Source organism: Histidinibacterium aquaticum (genome assembly GCF_008710275.1).
GTDB classification, from domain to species: domain Bacteria; phylum Pseudomonadota; class Alphaproteobacteria; order Rhodobacterales; family Rhodobacteraceae; genus Oceanicola; species Oceanicola aquaticus.
Genome location: NZ_VYQE01000003.1, coordinates 363,927 through 384,679 on the forward strand (window position 1 = coordinate 363,927; position 20,753 = coordinate 384,679).

Annotated in this window: 14 protein-coding genes; 5 read left to right on the plus strand and 9 right to left on the minus strand. The window is 69.3% G+C overall.

What is annotated here, in order from left to right:
• The first annotated feature begins 82 nt into the window (after positions 1-82).
• Together F3S47_RS11265 and F3S47_RS11270 are read left to right on the plus strand one after the other, a co-directional pair.
• Positions 83-1,879, plus strand: coding sequence for an autotransporter assembly complex protein TamA (locus tag F3S47_RS11265; RefSeq protein WP_223877799.1), 1,797 nt, complete (start codon positions 83-85; stop codon positions 1,877-1,879).
• A complete protein-coding gene (locus tag F3S47_RS11270) occupies positions 1,876-7,200 on the plus strand; it encodes a translocation/assembly module TamB domain-containing protein (protein ID WP_150445363.1) in 5,325 nt (1,774 codons plus the stop codon). Before F3S47_RS11265 ends, F3S47_RS11270 begins: the two co-directional genes overlap by 4 nt.
• Before the next feature lie 127 nt (positions 7,201-7,327).
• Here the strand turns inward: F3S47_RS11270 and F3S47_RS11275 are convergent, their stop codons facing one another.
• Positions 7,328-7,639, minus strand: a complete 312-nt coding sequence (locus F3S47_RS11275) for an ETC complex I subunit (RefSeq protein ID WP_150445364.1) — start codon at positions 7,637-7,639, stop codon at positions 7,328-7,330.
• Positions 7,640-7,767: 128 nt separating this feature from the next.
• Between F3S47_RS11275 and F3S47_RS11280 the strand changes: the two genes are divergently transcribed.
• Complete coding sequence (locus F3S47_RS11280; RefSeq protein WP_150445365.1) at positions 7,768-8,280, plus strand: superoxide dismutase family protein; 513 nt, start codon at positions 7,768-7,770, stop codon at positions 8,278-8,280.
• A 136-nt stretch (positions 8,281-8,416) separates the two neighbouring features.
• On the opposite strand, the gene F3S47_RS11285 is transcribed toward F3S47_RS11280, so the two are convergent.
• On the minus strand, positions 8,417-9,322 hold the full coding sequence (locus F3S47_RS11285) for a LysR family transcriptional regulator (RefSeq protein WP_150445366.1): 906 nt from the start codon (positions 9,320-9,322) through the stop codon (positions 8,417-8,419).
• A gap of 96 nt (positions 9,323-9,418) precedes the next feature.
• Between F3S47_RS11285 and metF the strand changes: the two genes are divergently transcribed.
• The gene (gene metF / locus F3S47_RS11290) at positions 9,419-10,285 is read left to right on the plus strand and encodes a methylenetetrahydrofolate reductase [NAD(P)H] (protein ID WP_150445367.1); all 867 of its coding nucleotides are present in this window, start codon (positions 9,419-9,421) and stop codon (positions 10,283-10,285) included.
• Positions 10,286-10,287: 2 nt separating this feature from the next.
• On the opposite strand, the gene F3S47_RS11295 is transcribed toward metF, so the two are convergent.
• The 6 genes from F3S47_RS11295 to F3S47_RS11320 all read right to left on the minus strand — a co-directional run bounded on the left by F3S47_RS11295 (position 10,288) and on the right by F3S47_RS11320 (position 17,236).
• On the minus strand, positions 10,288-11,373 hold the full coding sequence (locus F3S47_RS11295; protein WP_150445368.1) for a DUF2235 domain-containing protein: 1,086 nt from the start codon (positions 11,371-11,373) through the stop codon (positions 10,288-10,290).
• Positions 11,360-13,660, minus strand: a complete 2,301-nt coding sequence (locus F3S47_RS11300) for a xanthine dehydrogenase family protein molybdopterin-binding subunit (protein WP_150445369.1) — start codon at positions 13,658-13,660, stop codon at positions 11,360-11,362. The genes F3S47_RS11295 and F3S47_RS11300 overlap by 14 nt, the downstream gene beginning before the upstream one ends.
• Positions 13,661-13,792: 132 nt before the next feature.
• Positions 13,793-14,641: a metal ABC transporter permease gene (locus tag F3S47_RS11305; protein WP_150445370.1), complete on the minus strand. Its 849-nt coding sequence runs from the start codon at positions 14,639-14,641 to the stop codon at positions 13,793-13,795.
• A complete protein-coding gene (locus F3S47_RS11310; RefSeq protein ID WP_150445371.1) occupies positions 14,638-15,486 on the minus strand; it encodes a metal ABC transporter permease in 849 nt (282 codons plus the stop codon). Before F3S47_RS11310 ends, F3S47_RS11305 begins: the two co-directional genes overlap by 4 nt.
• Entirely contained in the window at positions 15,483-16,355 is an 873-nt protein-coding gene (locus F3S47_RS11315) for a manganese/iron ABC transporter ATP-binding protein (RefSeq protein ID WP_150445372.1), read from the minus strand. Before F3S47_RS11315 ends, F3S47_RS11310 begins: the two co-directional genes overlap by 4 nt.
• Positions 16,352-17,236 carry a metal ABC transporter substrate-binding protein gene (locus F3S47_RS11320; protein WP_150445373.1) on the minus strand — a complete coding sequence of 295 codons (885 nt, stop codon included), beginning with the start codon at positions 17,234-17,236 and terminating at the stop codon, positions 16,352-16,354. The genes F3S47_RS11315 and F3S47_RS11320 overlap by 4 nt, the downstream gene beginning before the upstream one ends.
• 424 nt (positions 17,237-17,660) lie before the next feature.
• On the opposite strand from F3S47_RS11320, the gene F3S47_RS11325 reads away from it, so the two are divergent.
• Positions 17,661-18,758 carry a cache domain-containing protein gene (locus F3S47_RS11325; protein WP_150445374.1) on the plus strand — a complete coding sequence of 366 codons (1,098 nt, stop codon included), beginning with the start codon at positions 17,661-17,663 and terminating at the stop codon, positions 18,756-18,758.
• A gap of 11 nt (positions 18,759-18,769) precedes the next feature.
• Here F3S47_RS11325 and F3S47_RS11330 read toward each other — a convergent pair whose 3' ends face one another.
• Positions 18,770-20,752, minus strand: coding sequence for a glycosyltransferase family 2 protein (locus F3S47_RS11330; protein ID WP_150445375.1), 1,983 nt, complete (start codon positions 20,750-20,752; stop codon positions 18,770-18,772).
• Position 20,753 lies beyond the last annotated feature (1 nt).

Genomic DNA, 20,753 nt, shown 5'->3' on the forward strand with positions numbered 1-20,753 from the left:
CGGCTGATTGGAACGCCGAAAGGCTTCCACTACGGTGACGGAAATTCCCTGCCGTGACGGCACTGAATTCGGGAGAGACCGCTTGCGATCCGACTACCGCGCCACCGCCGCCGCCGCGGCTCTGGCCCTGGGGCTCTCCGCCCTGCCCGCCGCCGCCCAGCAGATCGTCCTCGCCGCCGGCGACGCCGGCGAGAGCCTCCAGGAAGAATTGCGCCAGGCCTCCCTGATCTTCGCGCTCGAAGAGGAAGAGCAGCCCACGGCGCAGGACTACGTCGCTGCCGCGCAGGCCGATTACCGTCGCCTGCAGACGGCGCTCTACAACGCGGGCTACTACGGCGGCACGGTCTCCATCGACATCGACGGGCGCGAGGCCGCGAGCATCGCACCGCTTGGCGCGCCGCCCAGCATCCAGCGCATCGTCGTGCAGGTGGACCGCGGTCCCCAGTTCACCTTCGGCCGCGCCGTCGTCACGCCCCTTGCCGAGGGCACGGAGATGCCGGAGGCCTTCCGCTCGGGCGAGCGCGCCTTTACCGCCCCGATCCGGAGGGCGGTGAACGCGGGCCTCGACGGCTGGCGCCAGCAGGGCCGCGCGCGGGCCGAGGTCGTGGGCGAGGACATCGTCGCCCGCCACCCGCAGGAAGAGCTCGACGTCACCGTGACGCTGGACCCCGGCCCCGTCCTGACCTTCGGACCGCTCATCATCAGCGGCAACGAGGCCGTGCGCACCGAGCGCATCCGCCAGATCGCGGGCCTGCCCACCGGCCAGGTCTACGACCCCGACGAGGTGGAGACCGCCTCCAACCGCCTCCGCCGCACCGACGTCTTTTCCTCCGTCGTGCTCCGCGAGGCCGAGGAGAACGGCCCGAACCAGACCCTGCCCATGTTGCTCGACGTGGCCGAACGGCAGCCCCGCCGCTTCGGCTTCGGCGTCGAGGTCAGCTCCATCGACGGTCTCACCGCCTCGGCGTTCTGGCTGCACCGCAACCTGTTCGGCGGCGCCGAGCGCTTCCGTGTGGAGGGCGAAGTCTCGCAGATCGGGGAAAACTTGGAGGCCATCGACTACAGCCTGACCGCCAACTTCCGCCGCCCCGCCACCTTCGGACCGGATAACGACCTCTTCGCGAACCTCGAGTTCGAGGACGTGCAGGACGACCTGATCGAGCTGCGCGCGGTGCAGGCCGAACTCGGCCTCAGCCGCCTCGTGACCGAGGACCTGACGATCTCGGGCGGCGTCGGCTACCGTTACGGCGAGGTCGTGACCGAGCTGCGCGACGTGACCTACCAGCTGCTGACCCTGCCGCTGACTCTGGAGTTCGACCGGAGGGACAACGAGCTCGACGCGCAGAACGGCTATTACGCCGACGTAACCGCGACGCCCTTCCTTGGGCTCGAGAATGCGGACGACGGTGGCCGACTCTATACAGACCTGCGCGGCTATCGCAGCTTCGGCGCGGATGACCGCTTCACCTTCGCCGGGCGGCTGCAGTACGGCGCCATCATCGGCGCCTCCGCCGACAGCGCGCCGCAGGACTTCCTGTTCTACTCGGGCGGCGGCGGGACCGTGCGCGGGCAGGAGTACCAGTCGCTGGGCGTCATGCGGGACGGCGCGGAAGTGGGTGGCACCTCCTTTCTCGGCGCCCAGCTCGAGGCGCGGATCGGCGTGCGCAACAACCTGGAGGCCGTGGGCTTCTACGACGTGGGCCAGGTCGGATCGGGCGAGGTGCCGGAGCCCGACGACCCCTACCACGCTGGCGCGGGCCTCGGCATTCGCTACGACACCGGCATCGGGCCGATCCGGCTCGACATCGCGACGCCCGTCACGGGCGATGACGCCTATGGCAGCGTTCAGGTCTACATCGGGATTGGACAGGCGTTTTGAGACAGCTTTTCCGGCTCTTCTGCCTCCTTCTTTTCCTCCAGCCCGCCGCGGCCCTCGCTCAGTTCGGCCTGTCGCAGGGCGCGGGCGAGGATGACGTGGGCTATCTCACGCGGCTCCTGCAGGACAACCTGTCGAGCGCGGGCCGCGACGTGCGGATTCGCGGCTTCGAGGGGGCGCTGTCCTCCGAGGCCACCATCGAGAGCATCACGATCTCCGACGAGCAGGGCGTCTGGCTGGAGGCCGAGGACCTGCGGCTTGACTGGAACCGCTCCGCGCTGCTGCGGCGGCGGGTCGATGTCGAGGCCCTGACCGCCGGCCGCATCTCTGTTCTCCGCGCGCCGGAAGGCGGCCCCGAGGTGGACCTGCCCGAGGCCGAAGCCTCTCTCTTCTCCCTGCCGGAGCTGCCGGTCTCGGTGCAGATCGGCGACTTCTCCGTCGACCGCTTCGAGCTGGGCGAGTTCTTCATCGGCGAGCCGGTGGTGATTTCCATGGAGGGCCAGGCGAGCCTCGCCGACGGCGAGGGCACCGCCAGCATCGTCGCCGAGCGGATCGACGGCGAGGAAGGCCGGGTCGAGCTGACCGGCGAGTTCTCCAACGAAACCCGCGTTCTGGCGCTCGATCTTCTGGTGGAGGAAGGCGAAGGCGGCATCGTCGCCAGTCGCCTCGGCATCCCCGGCGAGCCCTCCCTTCGGCTCGCGGTCGAGGGCACCGGCCCGATCGACGACTATACCGCGAACCTCACGCTCGCGACGGCGGGCGAGGAGCGCGTCAGCGGCTCGTTCGAGCTGGCGACCACGCGCGCCGAAACCGAGGACGGCAGCCTCGGCGCCCCCGCGCGCCAGATCGACGTGGACGTGCAAGGCGACGTGGCCGCGCTGCTGGCTCCGGAATACCAGGGTTTCTTCGGCGACGACGTCAGCCTCGTGGCCGAGGTAAACCAGCGGGCGGACGGTTCGGTCGAGGTCCCAGAGTTCTCGCTCCAGGCGGCCCAGATCGGCATCGAGGGCAATCTGCTGCTCGACGAGCGCGGCGTGCCGGTACGCTTCTCGCTCGACGGTCAGCTCGGCGACGGCGAGGATCGCCTCTTGCTGCCCCTCCCCGGCCCCAAGACCTACGTTGACGGCGGCGAGATTTTCCTCGCCTTCGACCGGTCCGAGGGCGAGGAGTGGTCGGGTTTCGCCATGCTCGAAGGCTACGAGCGCCCCGGCCTGCTGCTGCCATCCGTCTCCATTTTCGGCGACGGCGTGATCCGCGGCGGCGAAGGGCTGGCCGATGCCGTGGGCACCGCCGACATCAGCTTCACCGCCTCCGGCATCGAGCTCGACGACCCCGCCCTGGGCGAGGCGCTCGGCGACGACATCACCGGCTCGGCTGCGCTGACCTTCAACGACCCCGAGCCGGTCCGGCTGGAGTCGCTTGAGCTTTCCGGTGCCGGAATCGAGGCGAGCGCCACCGCAACGCTGGAGACCGGCGAGGCGACCGTCATCAGCTTCGACGCCAGCGCCGAGGCCGAGAGCTTCGGCCGCTTCTCGACGCTGGCGGGGACCGACCTCGGCGGCGACGGTGCGGTCAGCATCTCGGGTACCGTCCAGCCGCTCGACGGAATTTTCGACATCGCGCTCGACGCGGAAACCATGGACCTCGCCATCGGCATCGACCGCATCGACCCGCTGCTCGACGGCGAAGGCGTGGTGGCGCTCGAGGCCTCGCGCGACCTCGAGGGGACGCGGATCGAGCGGCTCGAGGTCACGACGCCGCAGGTCGAGGCCACGGGCTCGGCCTTCATCACCAGCACGGTCGCCGACATCGACCTCGACGCGCGGATCGAGGAGCTGGGCCTCATCTCCAGTGAGCTCTCGGGTCCCGGGACGCTGACCGTGGTCGCCGACCGCAGCGAGGAGGAGGTGACGGACTTCGACATCACCCTCGTCAGCCAGGATGCCGACCTCGCCGTGACCGGCACGACCCAGTCCGAAGAGGATGGATACCAGACGGAGCTGACGCTCCAGGCCGATGTCGAGGACCTCGCCCCCTACTCCGACCTCGCGGGGCGCGAACTAAACGGGGCGGCGGACCTGACGATCTCGGGCCAGGTGAGCCCGCTCGACCGTCTCTTCGATCTCGCCGTCGGCGGGACGACGCAGGACCTCGCACTCGGGATCGAGCGGGTCGACCCGCTCATCGGCGGCGACGGCCGCATCTCCTTCACCGCCACCCGGACCGAGGCCACGCTGGAGGTCGACGAATTCTCCCTGACCACCGACCAGGTGGAGGCGACGGGAGACGTCATGGTGGGGACCAACACCCTGAGCGCCGACATCGACGCGCGGATCGCCGAGGTGGGTCTGGTCCTCGACGATCTCTCGGGCCCCGCGACACTCACCGGCAGCGCGGACCGGTCGCCGGACGGCTCCATCGACGTCGACATGCAGCTGACGGCCCCCGAGGCCACCGCGCAGATCGACGCCATCGTCGCCCCGCCCGAGCAGGGCTACACCACGACGGGAACGGTGACCGCCGACATCGACTCGCTGGCCCCCTATGCCGAGCTCGCCGGACGCCCGATCTCGGGCGCGATCGAACTGACCGCCGAGGGCAGCGTCGATCCGACCCGGCGGTTCTTCGACCTGCAGGTCTCCGCCACGACGCAGGACCTCGAGACCGGCATCGAACGGCTCGACCCGCTGCTCGACGGCGCGGGTCGTCTGACGCTGGATGCCGCGCGCGACGATAGCGGGATCACCCTGCGGGACTTCGACCTCGCCACGCCGCAGATCACCGCCTCGGGCACCGCCGAACTGGGCGAGGAGACGCGCGAAGGCCGGATCGAGGCGCGGCTGGAGGACGTGGGCCTGCTGCTCGACGAACTCTCCGGGCCCGCCACGCTGACGGCCACAGCCGACCAGCAGGCGGACGGCACGGCCGACGTGGTCGCCGAGATCCGCGCGCCGCAGGCCAATGTGCAGATCGACGCCGACGTGGCACCGCCGGAACAGGACTACGAGACCACCGGCACATTCTCGGTGGACGTCGCTTCGCTCGCGCCCTTCGCGGATATCGCGGGCCGGCCGCTCTCCGGCGCGGTTCAACTGACCGCCGAGGGCACGGTCCAACCGCTGACACAGTTCTTCGACCTGACGGTTTCCGGAACCACGCAGAACCTCGAGACCGGGATCGAGCGCCTCGACCCGCTGATCGACGGCACCGGCCGGCTCAGCCTGGAGGCCGCGCGCGACGAGGGCGGGATCACCGTCCGCGATCTCGACCTCGCCACGCCGCAGCTCACCGCCTCCGGGCAGGTGCAGTTGGGCGAGGAGACACGGGAGGGCCGGATCGAGGCCCGGGTCGAGGATGCCGGGCTGCTGCTCGACGGTCTTTCCGGACCGGCGACGCTGACGGCGGATGCCGACCAGCTGGCCGACGGCTCGGTCGACGTGGTGGCGGAGATTACCGCACCATCCGCGCGGGCCAGCCTCGACGCCACCGTCGCGCCGCCCGAGCAGGATTACCTTACGCAGGGCAGCCTTTCGGCCACCGTGTCCTCGCTCCAGCCCTTCGCGCCTCTCGTGGGCCGTCCGGTTCGCGGTTCGGTCTCGCTCGACGCCTCGGGCACCGTCGCGCCGCTCTCCGGGGCTTTCGACCTCGCCGTCGACGCACGCACCACGGATCTCGGGATCGGGATCGACGCGGCGGACCGTCTGCTGCGGGGGCCGGGTACGGTCTCGGCCGAAGTCTCGCGCGGTTCGGAGGGACAGATCGTCGTGCAGTCGCTCGACCTCGACCTGCCGCAGCTCACCGCGGACGCCTCGCTCTCGACCTCGGGCGGCAGCGTCACGGCAGATTATTCCGCCCGGCTCGCGGATATCGGGCTCTTCGTGCCCGACTTCTCTGGCCCCGTGACCGCGGAGGGCACAGCCACCGCCGTCAACGGCGCCTGGCGGGTCGACACGGACGTCTCGGGTGCGGGCGGCGTCGAGGCGCAGATCGACGGGACCGTCGCGGGGGCGCAGGGGCTGAACCTCGACGTGACCGGCAGCGCGCCGCTCGGGCTGGTGAACGCATTCATCTCTCCGCGCAGGCTGTCGGGCGATGCGAGCTTCGACCTCTCGGTCACCCAGCCCTCGCTGCAGGGCGTGTCCGGGACCGTCCAGATCAGCGGCGGGCGGTTCACCGACCCGCGGCTGGGGCAGGCCATCGAGAGCATCGACGGCGGCATCTCGCTTTCCGGCGGCCAGGCCCAGGTGGACCTCTCCGCGACCACGCCGGCGGGCGGAACGATCACGGCGGGCGGGCCGATCTCGCTCTCGTCCCCCTTCACGGCGGGGCTCGACATCGGGCTGAACCAAGTCGTGATCCAGGATCCGACCCTCTACGAGACCGTCGTGAACGGCCAACTCTCGATCGAGGGGCCTCTCGCGGGCGGCGCCGTGATCGCCGGGGACCTGGCACTCGGCCGGACCGAGATCCGCATTCCCTCCTCGCTGGTGGGCGGTCTGGGCGAGATCCCGGAGGTGCGCCACACCGGCACGCCGCAGGACGTGCAGCTCACGCTCAACCGCGCCGGGCTCACCCTGCGCGGAACGGAGGCCGAGGGCGAGGGAGGCGACTCCGATGGAGGCGGCGGGGGCTTCCCGCTCGACATCACCATCAGCGCACCCTCGCAGATCTTCGTGCGCGGACGTGGACTCGACGCCGAACTGGGCGGGCAGCTCACCCTCCAGGGCACGACGGGCGACATCGTCCCGGTCGGGAGCTTCGAGCTGCAGCGCGGCCGGATCGACGTTCTGAGCCAGGGCTTCCAGCTGACCGAGGGCTCGGCGCGGCTGGAGGGCGACTTCACCCCCGTCCTGCGGCTGGTCGCCGAATCGACCTCGCCCGACGGCACGCAGATCCGGATCATCCTGCAGGGCCCGGCCTCCGACCCCGAGGTGGTCTTCGAAAGCTCGCCCGACCTGCCGGAGGACGAGGTGATCTCGCGCCTGCTCTTCGGGCGGAACGTCTCGGAGATCACGCCGCTGCAGGCGGTGCAGCTCGCCTCGGCCGTGAGCACGCTTGCCGGGCGCGGCGGCGGCTTCATCGGCGGCATTCGCGACCGGCTGGGGGTGGACGACCTGGACGTGACCACGGACGAGGACGGCAATGCCGCCGTTCGCGTGGGCACCTACATCAGCGAAAACATCTACACCGACGTGGAGATCGACAGCGAGGGCGACACGCGCATCGACCTCAACCTCGACATCACGCCGAATCTCACCGCCACCGGCAGCGTCGGCAACGACGGCGAGACCTCGATCGGGATCTTCTTCGAGCGGGATTATTGAGGGGTGGTGGTGGGTTGAAAACCCACCTTGCGGACGGTCGTACGGCGGTGTGGTGGTTCAAAAACCCACCCTGCGTGCCTGTAGGGTGGGTTTCTAACCCACCCAACCCACGCGATTTCGCACGTCCCTAATGCGTCCACGCCCCGCGGCGGTTGCTGGCAAAGTTCTCGGCGTAGCCGCCGGGGCGCACGTTGGCGCCGCGCACGTTCGGATCCTTCACGACCGCGTCGATGCCGTGCTCCTCGGCGTAGGCGACCGCCTCTTCCTTGGTATCGAAGGTCAGACGCACCTGGCTCTGGGTGTCGGCGGACGACGTCCAGCCCATGAGCGGATCGACCTCGCGGCCGGTCTGATTGGGGAAATCCAGCACCCATTTCCGGGTCTTGGCGGAGCCCGAGGACATGGCCGTCCGGGCCGGTCTGTAGATGCGTGCGCGCATGGCTCACCCCTTCATGGTCTCGGGCCGGTTATGGGAACCCAAGCGCCGTTTTGCAAGGCCGCGCGAGCGGAACCCGGTGCCGCAGGGGGTGTTGGCTGGAGAGGGGACACGGAAGGATTGGAGCAACCATGAAACCGACTCTTCTCGCCGCCGCGACGGCCCTCGTCGCCCTGCCCGCTCTTGCCGCCGAACACGAGATGTCGGGCTACGAGGCCGACGTCCGCGGACTCGACGGCCAGGATCACGGCACCGTCACGCTGCAGCCGACGGCCTCGGGCCAGTGGCTGGTGACGCTCGATCTCTTCGGCGTGCCGTCGGGCGAGCACGGCGTGCACTTCCACGAAACCGGCGACTGTTCTGCCGCCGACTTCACCTCCGCCGGCGGGCACATCGCCGGTGATGCCGATCACGGCGTGATGGCCGAGGGCGGCCCGCACCCGGGCGACCTGCCAAACGCCATGGCCGGCGAAAACGGCGTGATCCAGGTGGAGTACTTCAACGAGCGTATCACCGAGGACATGCTCGCCGACGAGGACGGCGCGGCCTTCATCGTCCACCAGGGCGTCGACGACTACGAGAGCCAGCCCTCCGGCGCGGCCGGCGACCGGATCGCCTGCGGCGAGATCGTCGCGGCGGAGTGATCTCCGAAGCGCCCTGCCCGGTGGGTGGGGCGCCTTCGCGTCAGGTGGCGGTGGGTTGAGACCCACCCTACGAGTGCGCGGTGGTGCGGTGCCGCGGTGGGTTGAAACCCACCCTACGTGCGCGGTGTTGCGGCCCCTACGCGCGCTGGAGCTTGACGGCTTCCTGTTTCGCGAGGCGCATGAAATGCGCCATGTAGGGCTTCGACGTCTCGTCGGAGCGCACCGCCGCGTAGAGCCGCTTGGTCAGGCCCGACTCCGTCAGGGGGCGGGTCACGTAGTCCGAGCTGGTGCGCACCTGCCGGACCACCCAGTCGGGCAGCACCGACACGCCTCGGTTCGAGGCGACCAGCATCAGGATCACCGCGGTCAATTCCGCCTGCCGGAGGGCCTTCGGCTCCACCCGCGCGGGCAGAAGCAGCTCGGTGAAGACGTCGAGTCTTTCGCGCACGACCGGGTAGGTGATGAGCGTTTGGTCGCGGAAATCCTCCGCCTCGATAAACCGCTTCTGCGACAAGGGGTTCTGCGACGAGGCCACGAAGACCGGCTCGTAGTCGAAGAGCGGGGTGAAGGTGACGTCCGGCATTTCCTCGGGGTCCGACGAGACCACGAGATCGACCCGCTCGCGCCGCAGGGCGGGCAGAGCGTCGAAGGCGAGGCCGGGCCGGATGTCCACGTCGACCTCGGGCCAGGCCTTGCGGAAGGCCTCGAGCACCGGAAAGAGCCACTCGAAACAGGCGTGGCATTCGATCGCGATGTGCAGCCGGCCAGCCGAACCTTGGACGAGCCCCGCGAACTCCGCCTCGAGCGCGGCGACGCGGGGCAGGATCTCCTCGGCGGCGGCGAGCAGTTTTTGCCCGGCGGCGGAAAGCTTGAGCGGCTTGGAGCGGCGCACGAAGAGCTCGACCCCGGCCTGGTCCTCGATCCCCTTGATCTGGTGGCTGAGGGCGGACTGCGTGATGTTCAGCACGTCCGCCGCGCGGGCCAGCCCGCCGGTGTCGTGGATCGCCTTGATCGTCCGGAGATGCCGGAACTCGATGTGCATGATGCAATCTCGCTCATCATCGTGGTGAAGGTTATGAATTTGTCTCACGCTGCGCCGGGTGAGACAAGGTGCGGGACACCTGCCAAGGATACCGCCATGCCCGCCCCTACCGTTTCCTTCGAATTCTTCCCGCCGAAGAGCCTCGAAGCTTCCTTCCGCCTCTGGGACACAGTCCAGACCCTCTCTCCGCTCGACCCGAGGTTCGTCTCGGTGACCTACGGCGCGGGCGGCACGACGCGGAAGCTGACGCACGAGGCCGTCACCACGATTCACAAGACCTCCGGATTGCCGGTCGCGGCGCACCTGACCTGCGTGGATGCCACGCGGGAGGAGACGCTGGAGATCGCCCGCGGCTATGCCGTGGCGGGCGTGACCCGCGTCGTGGCCCTCAGGGGCGACCCGCCCAAGGGCTCGGGCGGCTTCCGCGCGCACCCCGGCGGCTTTGGCAGTTCGGTGGAGCTGATCGAGGCGCTCTCCGGGCTCGGCTTCGAGGAGATCCACGTCGGCGCCTACCCCGAGGCGCATCCCGAGGCAGCCGACAGCGCGGCCTGCGTGGATTACCTCAAGCGCAAGATCGACGCCGGCGCGACCGGGGCGATCACCCAGTTCTTCTTCGAGGCGGAGACCTTCCTGCGCTTCCGCGACGCCTGCGCCGCGGCGGGGATCGAGGCGCCGGTCGTGCCTGGTATCCTCCCGGTCGAGAACTGGACGGGCGTGCGGAAGTTCGCGGCCAGCTGCGGCACGGCGATCCCGCCGATGCTGCGCGAGGCCTTCGATCATGCCGTCCGCGACGGCCATGCCGACCTGCTGGCCCGTGCCCAGGCCACGGAGCTCTGCGACGAGCTGCTCGAGGAGGGCGTCGAGCACCTGCACTTCTACACGCTCAACAAGCCGGAGCTGACGCGCGACATCTGCCATGCGCTGGGGCTCTCGCCGAAGGTCGCGCTGCAGGAAGTGGCCTGATCTCAGTCCGCAGGGGCGGGCGAAAGCTTGCCCCCCGCCGACTTCGCCTCGGGCGCGCGAACGGCGGCGCCGAGCTGGGTGACGGTCTCGTGCAGGCGTTCGGAGGGGTCGCGGCCCACGACGCGGGGCTTACGCGAAATGAGGATCTTGCCCCAGCTCCGCCAGGTGCCGACCGAGGGCGCGGTGACGTCGCAGGGAAAGCGGTCGCGCCAGCCCTCGGGCAGCGACATGCCGCAGCCCTCGAGCCGGTCCAGCATCCAGACCAGCGGGATATTGGCCAGCGGGCGCGCCGCCTCGTAGCCGCCGAGCTGTCCGCCCACGTCCCCGTGGGTGCCGCGGAACCAGACCTGCTCCATCTCGCCCGGCCATCCGGGCAGCGTGTGCCACATCACCGGCTTGTAGGCCTCGCGCGTCTCGTCGAGCGCGAGCGCGTGGTAGCCGCGCTTGATCGCGGGACCGAGCGCGTGGTTGTGGAAGCGGTGAGAGACCTCGGCGAGATGCGTGGCCCCCGGAAAGCGCAGGCCGAGGGATTTCACCGTGTCCCAGACGGCGATCGCCTCGATCTCCACGGAAGGATGGCAGTTCTGCCGGCGGAAGGCCTCGGCCACCGGACCGCGGCCGCCGTTCCTGTAGTGCCGGTAGGCCTGCCGGATGGTGCGCACGGTGGCGCGCGGCGCGCGCACGAGACCGATGCAGTCGACGATCCCCGCGAGAGAGCGCACGGCATAGGCGCCGCGCGAGAAGCCCACGAGGTAGATGCTGTCGCCGGGCCGGTAACGGGAGGCGAGCGTGCCGTAGGCGCGGCGGATCTGCTGGTCGATGCCCCGGCCGGCGATCACGTCGACGGTCGTCGACCAGTCGCGCCACTGGATGCCCGCCTCGTAGTGCACCGTGAGGTTTGCCGAGCGCCCGACCTCTCGCAGCAGCTTGAAGGTGACACCCGCATTGGTTTCGTGCCCCGGCTCGAGCGACGACATCGTGCCGTCGAGCACGATCACATGGGTGGCCGGCCCCCGGTGGCGGCCCCGACCCTCGGCCGCGACCGGCCGACGGCCGAACAGGCCGAGGAGTCGGTCACGCAGCCGCACCCTGCTCCGCCCCGGTCAGAAGTTCCCAGACACGCTGCGGCGTGAAAGGCGGCTGGACCTCGCGAATGCCGCGATCCCAGAGCGCGTCCTGCACCGCGTTGGTCACCGCGGCGAGCGCGCCGACGGTCCCGGCCTCGCCGCAGCCCTTCATGCCCATCGGGTTGTTCTTCGAGGGCACGGGCTCGGAATGGAAGGCGATCATCGGCAGGTCGTAGGCGCGCGGCATGGCGTAGTCCATGAAGGTCGCCGTCAGAAGCTGACCCTCGGAGTCGTAGACCGCGCGTTCGGTCAGGGTCTGGCCCACGCCCTGCGCGACCCCGCCGTGAACCTGGCCCTCGGCCAGCAACGGGTTGATGAGATTTCCGAAATCGTCGACCACCGTGTATTTCACGAGCTCGGTCTTGCCGGTCTCGGGGTCGATCTCGACCTCGGCGACGTGGCAGCCGTTGGGGAAGGACATCCGCTCCAGCTCGCCGGTGGCCTGGATGGTGAGGATATCCTCCCGGCCTTTCGCGCGGGCCATCTCGGCGACCTCGACCATCGTCGGCGTGAGGTTCGAGCCCGGGATGCGGAAGCGCTCGTCGTCGAAGCTGATCTCGGCGGCGTCGACGCCCTCCTCGTCGGCCAGGAACTCGGCGAACTGGCGGGTCATCACGCCGACCGCCGCGAGGGTCGCGTTGTTCTGGGTGGTCACGGAACGGGAGCCGCCGGTGCCGCCGCCGCGCGCGATCAGGTCGCTGTCCCCCTGGACCACGCGGATCTGCTCGGCGGGGATGCCTGTCTGGTCAGCGAGGAAGCGGGCATAGACCGTCTCGTGTCCCTGCCCGTTCGACTGGGTCCCGACGAAGAGCGCGACGCCGCCATCGGCCTCGAACTCCACGCGGGCGTCCTCGTTCTTGTCGCCCAGGATGCTCTCGATGTAGTAGCAGAGCCCCACGCCACGCAGCTTCCCCTGAGCTTCGGAGGCCTTGCGCCGGGCGGCGAAGCCCGCGAGATCGGCCTCGCTCTCGGTCCGGGTCAGGACGCGGTCGAACTCTCCCACGTCGTAGGTCACGCCGGTGGCGGAGGTGTAGGGGAAGCGATCGGGCGGAATGAAGTTGCGGCGGCGGAGCTCCAGCGGGTCGAGGCCCAGCTCGCGCGCCGCGGCATCCATCGAGCGCTCGAGCACGAAGATCGCCTCGGGCCGGCCGGCGCCGCGATAGGCATCGGTCTGCACGGTGTTTGTGAAGAACCCCTCGACGTGCAGCCAGGCGGCGGGGATCGCGTAGGTGCCGCACATCACCTTGGAGAAGAGCTCGGTCTGGATGTGCTGGGCGTAGTCGGAATTGTTGGCGCCGAGGTTGCAGGTCGTGTCGACCCGGTAGGCGGTGATCCGGTGCTCGGCGTCGAAGGCGAGCGTCGCGGTCGAGACGAGGTCGCGCCCGCCGTTGTCGGTGAGCATGGACTCGGTCCGGTCGGCGATCCAGCGGACGGGCCGGCCAAGGGTGCGGGCGGCATGGGCGACGAGCGCGTACTCGGGATAGTCCGCGCCCTTCATGCCGAAACCGCCGCCCACGTCGGGCGTGGTTACGCGGATATCGTCGCGGTCGAGCTTCAGCATCCGGGAGAGGTTGTCCTTGGTGCCCCAGACCCCCTGCCCGCCCAGCGCCAGGTGCAGGCGGTTGCCCTCGATCTCGGCGTAGCAGCCGCGGGGCTCCATGGAGTTGACGATAATCCGGTTGTCCTCGACCCGGCAGCGCACGACATGGGCGGCGTCGCGGATCGCGGCGTCTACCGTGGCCTCGTCGCCCAGGCCGAACTCGAAGGCGCGGTTGTCGGGCGCCTCGTCGTAGAGCGGCTCGCCGCCCGCCTCGGCCACGACGTGGGCCGGAAGGTCGTCGATGTCGAGCTCCACCATCTCGGCGGCGTCGCGCGCTTCGGCCAGGCTCTCGGCCACGACGAAGGCGACAGGATCGCCCACGAAGCGGACCTTGTCGCGGGCGAGGATCGGGCGCTCTGGCGCAATGCCCTCGCCCCCGTCGATGGTGTCGATCGGATCGGTCTCGAGCGTCGGGTCGAGGCCCGCCTCCTCCAGGTCGGCCAGCGTCAGGACGAGGTGAACGCCCGGCGCTTCCCGCGCCTCGGAGACGTCGAGCCCGGTGATCCGGCCATGCGCCACCGGCGAGCGGACCACGACGGCGAAGAGCGCATCTTTCGGTGCGATGTCATCGATGTAGCGGCCGTGCCCGGTCAGGAAGCGGACGTCTTCGACCCGCTTGACGGGCTGGCTCTTGCCGAATTTCTGCATGGTGGCGGCTCCCTGGAAGTCTTGCCCTCACCCTAGCTGACGCGCCGCCGGTGTCCATCGTCCGAACGGCCGCACCGGAGCCTGCCGCGAAGGGAGCCCGGGAGGGCCCGCTCCGCTGGCGGTGGCGGCCCCTCAGATTTCGCGGGCGGAGGGATCGCGGCTGGTCGCGCGGACCTGCCACTGGCGGCGGAGGAACGCCACGATGAAGCCAGCGGTGAGGATCAGGACCACGGTCGGCGCCGGGGCGCTGTCGATCCAGAAGGCGGCGTAGACCCCGGCGATCATGGAGAGGAGACAGACTCCCACGGCGACGGCGAGCATGGCCGGGAAGCTGCGCGTGGTGAGAAACGCGATGGCTCCCGGCGCGATCAGCAGCGCGACGGCGAGGATCAGGCCCACCGCCGAGAGCGTCGCGACGATGGTCAGCGAGAGCGCGGCGAGGAGCCCGTAGTGCAGCCAGCCGGTGCGCAGCCCGGACGCGCGGGCCTGAGCCGGGTCGAAGGCATGCAGCAGCAGGTCGCGCCATTTCAGCAGGAGCCCGCCCGCCACGACGAGCGACACGATCCCCGCCGTCCAGAGGTCCGCCGTCCCGACCCCCAGCATGTTGCCGAAGAGGATGTGGTCGAGGTGGGCCGAGGTCTCCACCGAGACGAAGAGCACGAGGCCGAGCCCGAACATGCCGGAAAAGACCACGCCCATCACCGTGTCCTCCTTCACCCGGCTGTTCTCGGCGAGGAAGCCGGTGGCGACGGCGGTAAACATGCCGGCCGCGAAGGCGCCGACCAGCAGTGGAATCCCGAGGATGTAAGCCAGCACGATCCCCGGGAGCACCGCGTGGCTCACCGCGTCGCCCATCAACGCCCAGCCCTTGAGCACGAGGAAACACGAGAGCAGCGCGGCGGGCACCGAGACCAGCAGGCTGATCAGGAAGGCGTTCAGCATAAAGCCGAACTGGAAGGGGGCGAGCAGCGTCTCGATCATTCCTGCACCGCCTCCGCCGCGCGGGCGCGCGCCGCCAGCATCCCGTGCTTCGGCGCGAAGAAGAAGGCCGCGAGGAAAACCAGCGTCTGCAGGCAGACGATGATCCCGCCGGTCGCCCCGTCGAGGAAATAGCTGGCGTAGGCGCCGGCGAAGGAGGTCACGGCACCGATCGCCACCGAGGTCGCGATGAGCCGCGGGAACCGGTCGCAGAGCAGGTAGGCCGTCGCGCCCGGCGTCACCACCATCGCGATGACGAGAAAGGCGCCGACGGTCTGCATCGCGGCCACGACAGAGGCCGAGAGCAGTGTGAAGAAGAGCAGCCGCAGCCGCCCGGCGTTCAGGCCGATGGAGCGGGCGTGCGTCTCGTCGAAGAAGACCACCATCAGGTCGCGCCACTTCAGCAGCAGGATCGCCATCGAGACGATGCCGATCAGCGCGAGCTGGATCGTGTCCGAGGGCGTGATCGCCAGGATGTTGCCCATGGTGATCGTCTGCACCGAGATCGCGACCGGGTTGATGGAGATCATGAAGAGGCCGAGCCCGAAGAAGGCGGAGAAGATCAGCCCGATGATGACGTCGGACTTGAGGCCAGATCGTTCGGAGAGGAAGAGCATGGCCCCCGCCGCGAGGCCGCCCGCGATGAAGGCGCCCAGCGCGAAGGGCAGCCCCAGCATGTAGGCGCCCGCCACCCCCGGCACGACCGAATGCGAGAGCGCGTCGCCGATCAGCGACCAGCCCTTGAGCATCAGGTAGGACGACAGGAAGGCGCAGACCGCACCGACAAGCGCCGAGATCCACATGGCATTGGTCATGTAGCCGTAGCTGAAGGGCTCGAGCAGGATCATTCCCGGGGCTCGCGCGTATGCGTCGTGTCGCCGTACTGGACCAGCGGACGCTCGTCGTCGGTGAAGATCGAGATCGAGCGCGCGTCCGCGTCGTCGTGCAGATCGGTCCCGCCGAGCGAGAACTGTCTCAGCACGCCGCCGAAGGCCGTCTCGAGGTTCTTCGCGGTGAAGACCTCTTCGGTGGGCCCGTAGTTCAGCACGGTGCCCTTCACGAGCACGGTGCGGTCGCAGAACTCCGGCACGCTGCCGAGGTTGTGCGTCGAGACGAGCATCACCCGGCCCTCGTCGCGCAGGCTGCGGAGGAGTCCCACGATCTGGTCCTCGGTCTGCACGTCGACGCCGGTGAAGGGTTCGTCCAGCAGGATCACCTGCCCCTCCTGCGCCAGCGCCCGGGCGAGGAAGACGCGCTTGCGCTGGCCGCCCGAGAGCTCGCCGATCTGGCGGTGACGGAAATCGGTCATGTTCACCCGCTCGAGGGCCGCATCGACCGCCTCCCGGTCCGCGGTTTTGGCCCGCCGCAGGAATCCCATGTGCCCGTAGCGGCCCATCATCACCACATCCTCGACCAGCACGGGAAAGGCCCAGTCGACCTCCTCGGCCTGGGGGACATAGGCGACGAGGTTGTTCTTCAGGGCCTCGTCCACGCTGCGGCCAAGCAGGGAGATGCTGCCCGACGACATCGGCGCGAGGCCCATGATCGCCTTGAAGATCGTGGACTTGCCCGCCCCGTTCACGCCCACGAGCGCGGTGATCGAGCCCTTCGGCACCGAGAAGGTGGCGTCCCGCAGGGCGGTGTGGCCGTTGCGGTAAGTGACCGTGACGCCCTGCGCCTCGATCCCGGGTCCGGAGGCGCTGGCGTCGAACATCATTCGCTCTCCAGCCCCTCGGCGATGGTCTCGGAGGTCTCGCGGAGCAGGTCGAGATAGGTGGGCACGGGGCCGCCCTCCTCCGACAGGGAGTCGACGTAGAGGACACCGCCGAACGCGGCGCCGGTCTCGCGCGCCACCTGCTCGGCGGGGCGGGTGGAGACGGTGCTCTCGCAGAAGACGACCGGAATGTCGTTCTCGCGCACGCCGTCCACGACGGCCCGGACCTGCTGCGGCGTGCCCACCTGGTCGGCGTTCATCGGCCAGAGATAGAGTTCCGTCATGCCGAAATCGCGTGCGAGGTAGGAAAAGGCTCCCTCGCAGGTGACGAGCCACCGGTCCTCTTCCGGAATGGCCATGATGCGGTCGCGAAGCGGGCCGATGGTTTCGCGCAGCTTTTCCTTGTAGCTCTCCGCGTTGGCCGCGTAGGTCTCGGCGTTCTCCGGGTCTGCCTCGGAAAGCGCCTCCGCAATATTGTCTATGTAGATCAGCGCGTTATCCAGCCCCATCCAGGCGTGCGGGTTGGGCTGGCCCTCGTAGCTGCCCGATCCGATGGCGATGGGATCGATCCCCTCGGACACCGTGACGGAGGGGATCTCGCCGAGATTGTCGAGGAACTGCTCGAACCAGAGCTCGAGGTTCAACCCGTTCCAGAGCAGCAGGTCGGCGTCGGACGCCCGTACCAGGTCGCGCGGCGTGGGCTCGTAACCGTGGATCTCGGCGCCCGGCCGCGTGATCGAGACGACCTCGGCCGCATCGCCCGCCACGTTTCGCGCCATGTCGGCGATCACGGTGAAGGTCGTGGCCACCTTCAACTGGTCGTCCTGGGCCGCGGCGGGCCCGGCGAGGGCGGCCGACAGGGCAAGGGCGAGAGGCAGGCGCATGTATGGGACTCCTAGGTGACGTTGAGCGGATAATGGGCCCGTCCGACGGATTGTCAATGCTTCTGAGAAGCATTTGCAAAAAGAGCCCGGGGCGCCCCGTGAGCGCCCAACAAGCAGTCATGTGCCCATTTCATCGCCCCTTATTCCGGCAGCCGCCGCCTGAACCCAACTTTGCCGGCCTGCGTGCTGGCCTCGGGCGGCAATGAAGAGCGACGATATCAATGCCGGATCCGTCGCGCCGCGCCCGAACCTCCTCCCTCGGGGCCCGGCGCGAAGGGTCCGGCCCCTGCTCGCGCCGCGAGGCCGTGCCGATTACGCGCCGGGTCAGCCGCATTCCCGCCCGAATCTTGGTTAACAGCTCCTTCGGTCCCGGCCGTGCAAATCGCCGGGACGCACCCCAGGATTTGCCCGCGGACCCCAGGCCATGACCACTCGCAATTTCCCGAAGCTCTCCACAACGCTGATCAGCTCCGCCATCGTGGCCTTCGTCGTGGCCGTAGCGGTGGTCTCGCTGCCGATCCGCAGCCACGTCGGCGCATTCGAGCGCACGGTCCAGTCCGAGCGCGTGATGCGCGCCGGACGGGCGCTTCAGCTCGCGCTCTCGAAGACCGTCGAGCGCGAGTGGAACAGCCTCCGCGCCGTCGCGAGCCAGATCGACATGCGCGACCCCGCGAGCCGCCGCCGCTTCGCCGAGGCCGTCCCGCAGGCAAGCCCGGGCGTGGCCTGGGTCGGCATCGCCTCGCCTGACGGGCGCGTTCTGACCGGGTCCTCGGGCTTCCGCGAGGGCGAGGACGTGCGCGAGTTCCGCTGGTTCCGAGAAGGGCTGAGGTTCGGCAGCGTGGGCGCGGTCTACGTGCCCTCCGGCGGCTCCGGCATGCCCGGCGCCGAACAGGGGTTGATCAACATGTCCGCCCCCATCGTCGACGACTTCGGCGTGGCGCGTGGCGTCGTGGCCTACAGCCTGCGCGTCGACTGGCTCTCGGGGTACATGGTGCAGGCCGCGCGGGAGCTCGGGCTCGACATCTCGGTGCTCGACCGGACCGGGCGGGAGATCATCTCGCTCAACGAGCTCATCGACGCGCCGATCGACCCCGAGATCACCGCTCTCGCCGAGATGGGACACGACCTGACCCGCTACGTCTCCGGCGGTGTCGGAGGGGAGGCGCACGTCACGGGGGTCTTCCCGAACATGCTGGTCGGCGAGATGCCGCATTTCGGCTGGGACCTCGTCGTCCGGGTGCCGGCCCTGCAGGGCCAGACGAGCCTCACCGATTTCATGCGGCAGGTCAGCTGGACCATCGCGGCGCTCTTCATGGCGCTGGCGGTCGGCACGGTACTCTACGCGATCTACTTCCTGCGCCCCATCGAGGAGCTCTCGCGGGCGGCGGCGGATATCGCGGAGGGCGGTGCGGACTACCCTCCGGAGTCCCTGAGCTCTCGCGAGAGCGCGGCGCTTTCGGCCGCCCTCGCCCGGATCCAGAGCCGGGTGCTGAACGGCGGATCGCCCGGCCCTGCCGCCTAGCGGGGCCGGAGCTATCTCCGGGGCCCGATCCGCGACAGGCGCAGGCCAAAGTCGCGGATGACGCGCCCCGGCTGCGAGCGGGTCACGCCCGGCGTGTTGTCCTCGGCATGGAGCCGCACGATGAGCGCCTCGCGCTCCTCCGCCTCGGGCAGCAGCTGGACGAGCGTCGTGTCCCGCGACGTGCGCAGGACGTAGCCGTCGACCGGACCGACCTCGCGCAGTTCGATGCGCACCCGGGCACCTTCCGGCAGGGTCAGGCCCCGCAGGCGGGCGGTCGTGCGGGTCAGCTCGCTGAGCCATGTCGTCACGCTCGCGCCGTCCGGCAGTTGGACGAAGGTCCGCTCCGGCGCGTCCGCGACGTGGCGCTCGCGGCGGGGCAGCTCGACACAGGCGATGATCGTCACGGTGAGCACGATCAGGTTGTAGATCGTCCAGAACAGCACGACGCTCTTGCCGTCCCCGGCATCGTAGTAGGCGAAGCGGTCGAAGAAGATGCCGAGCGTGAGGCCGAGCGCGGTCAGACCCCAGAGAACGAGGAACGGCCGCATGATCCCCCATTGCACCACGATGCGGCTGCGGTCCCCGCCCTTGGCGGTGACGCTGAAGGGATGGCCCTTGGGGCGCAGCAGTCCGGTCACGGCGGCCCGGGTGATCGGGATCGCGCCGACGAGCTGGGTCACGTCGTGGAAGATCGGCACGATCATCCCGGGTGACAGAAGCGTCGTCGTGAGCAGAACCCAGGCGTAGTAGACGCCGAAATGCGAAATGACCTCGGGCACGCCGGCGTCGACGACGGTGATATTGAAGAACCAGTAAAGCAGCGGAAAGACCAGCGCGGCGATCCGGAAGGCGAAGGAGGTCAGCCAATAGAGGGAGGAGTCGAGCACGCTCCACCGCTCGCGCAGCCGGATCTTCTCCCGCGTGAAGGGACCGAGGCGGGACCGGGCGATCTGCATCAGGCCGAGACACCACCTTGCGCGCTGGGAGACATACTCCTTGAGCCCTTCCGGCGCGAGGCCCTCGGTCAGCGCCTCGTTGAGGTAGACGGTCCGCCAGCCCCGCGCCTGCAGGGCCATCGTAAGCATGAAGTCCTCGGTCACGCTGTCGGTCGGGAAGCCGCCGAGTTCGCGCACTGCCTCCATCCGGCAGATCGAGGAGGTACCGCAGCAGATCGCCATTCCCCAGCCGTCGCGAGAGGGCTGCATGTGATCGAAGAAATAGCGCTGCTCGTCCGGGTAGGACTTCGCCAGACCCAGGTTGTGCTGGATCGGGTCGGGATTGAAGAAGTGCTGCGGCGTCTGGACCAGGCCGACGGAGGGGTCGTGGAAGAGCGCCAGCGAGCGGGAGAGAAAGCCCCGGTGCGGCACGAAATCGGCGTCGAGGACAGCGAAGAACTCGGGGGGCTCGGGGTCGGAGTTCAGGACGCCGAGCGCATGGTTGATGTTGCCCGCCTTCGACCCCTTGTTGTCGGGCCGGCGCAGGTATCGCACGTCCTGCTGCGCGCAAAAGTCTCGCAGCCAGTCGCGGCGCCCGTCGTCGAGGACGACGATCTCCTTGTTGGTGTAGCGCAGGGCCTTTGCGCCGACGATGGTCCGCTCGAGAACCTCGAGCTCCTCGTTGTAGGTCGCGATGAGCACCGCGATCTTGGGCGGCGCCGGCCGGTCGCGCCACCAACCGAGATTGGCCTCCGCCTCGCCGCTGCGGTTCCGGGTCCGCATCATCAGGACGAAGGCGCTCATCGAGCCCACGAGCGCCGCTAGCTCGATCAGGAAGAGCGATCCGCTCGCAATGAAGTCGACGGTCAGACCGACGGGCGCGAGCGTCTCGGTGCCGCGCCACCACGCGTAGCGCAGGGCGAAGAGGATACAGCCGCCGTAAAGGACGGCCCTCTGCCAGGTCCGCTCCCGGTCGATGACGGCAGGCAGCACCAGCCAGAGGCCGAGGATCAGAAGGATCGGCACGAGGCTCGACTGGAGCGGCGTGAGGTAGATCATC

Excerpts from the sequence above, each read along its gene's own strand:
- F3S47_RS11315 (WP_150445372.1), bottom strand. The coding sequence starts at position 16,355 with ATGATGTTCGACGCCAGCGCCTCCGGACCCGGGATCGAGGCGCAGGGC.
- F3S47_RS11285 (WP_150445366.1), bottom strand. The coding sequence starts at position 9,322 with ATGCACATCGAGTTCCGGCATCTCCGGACGATCAAGGCGATCCACGAC.
- F3S47_RS11325 (WP_150445374.1), top strand. The coding sequence starts at position 17,661 with ATGACCACTCGCAATTTCCCGAAGCTCTCCACAACGCTGATCAGCTCC.
- F3S47_RS11320 (WP_150445373.1), bottom strand. The coding sequence starts at position 17,236 with ATGCGCCTGCCTCTCGCCCTTGCCCTGTCGGCCGCCCTCGCCGGGCCC.
- F3S47_RS11305 (WP_150445370.1), bottom strand. The coding sequence starts at position 14,641 with ATGATCGAGACGCTGCTCGCCCCCTTCCAGTTCGGCTTTATGCTGAAC.
- F3S47_RS11280 (WP_150445365.1), top strand. The coding sequence starts at position 7,768 with ATGAAACCGACTCTTCTCGCCGCCGCGACGGCCCTCGTCGCCCTGCCC.
- F3S47_RS11275 (WP_150445364.1), bottom strand. The coding sequence starts at position 7,639 with ATGCGCGCACGCATCTACAGACCGGCCCGGACGGCCATGTCCTCGGGC.
- F3S47_RS11310 (WP_150445371.1), bottom strand. The coding sequence starts at position 15,486 with ATGATCCTGCTCGAGCCCTTCAGCTACGGCTACATGACCAATGCCATG.
- F3S47_RS11300 (WP_150445369.1), bottom strand. The coding sequence starts at position 13,660 with ATGCAGAAATTCGGCAAGAGCCAGCCCGTCAAGCGGGTCGAAGACGTC.
- F3S47_RS11330 (WP_150445375.1), bottom strand. The coding sequence starts at position 20,752 with ATGATCTACCTCACGCCGCTCCAGTCGAGCCTCGTGCCGATCCTTCTG.
- metF (WP_150445367.1), top strand. The coding sequence starts at position 9,419 with ATGCCCGCCCCTACCGTTTCCTTCGAATTCTTCCCGCCGAAGAGCCTC.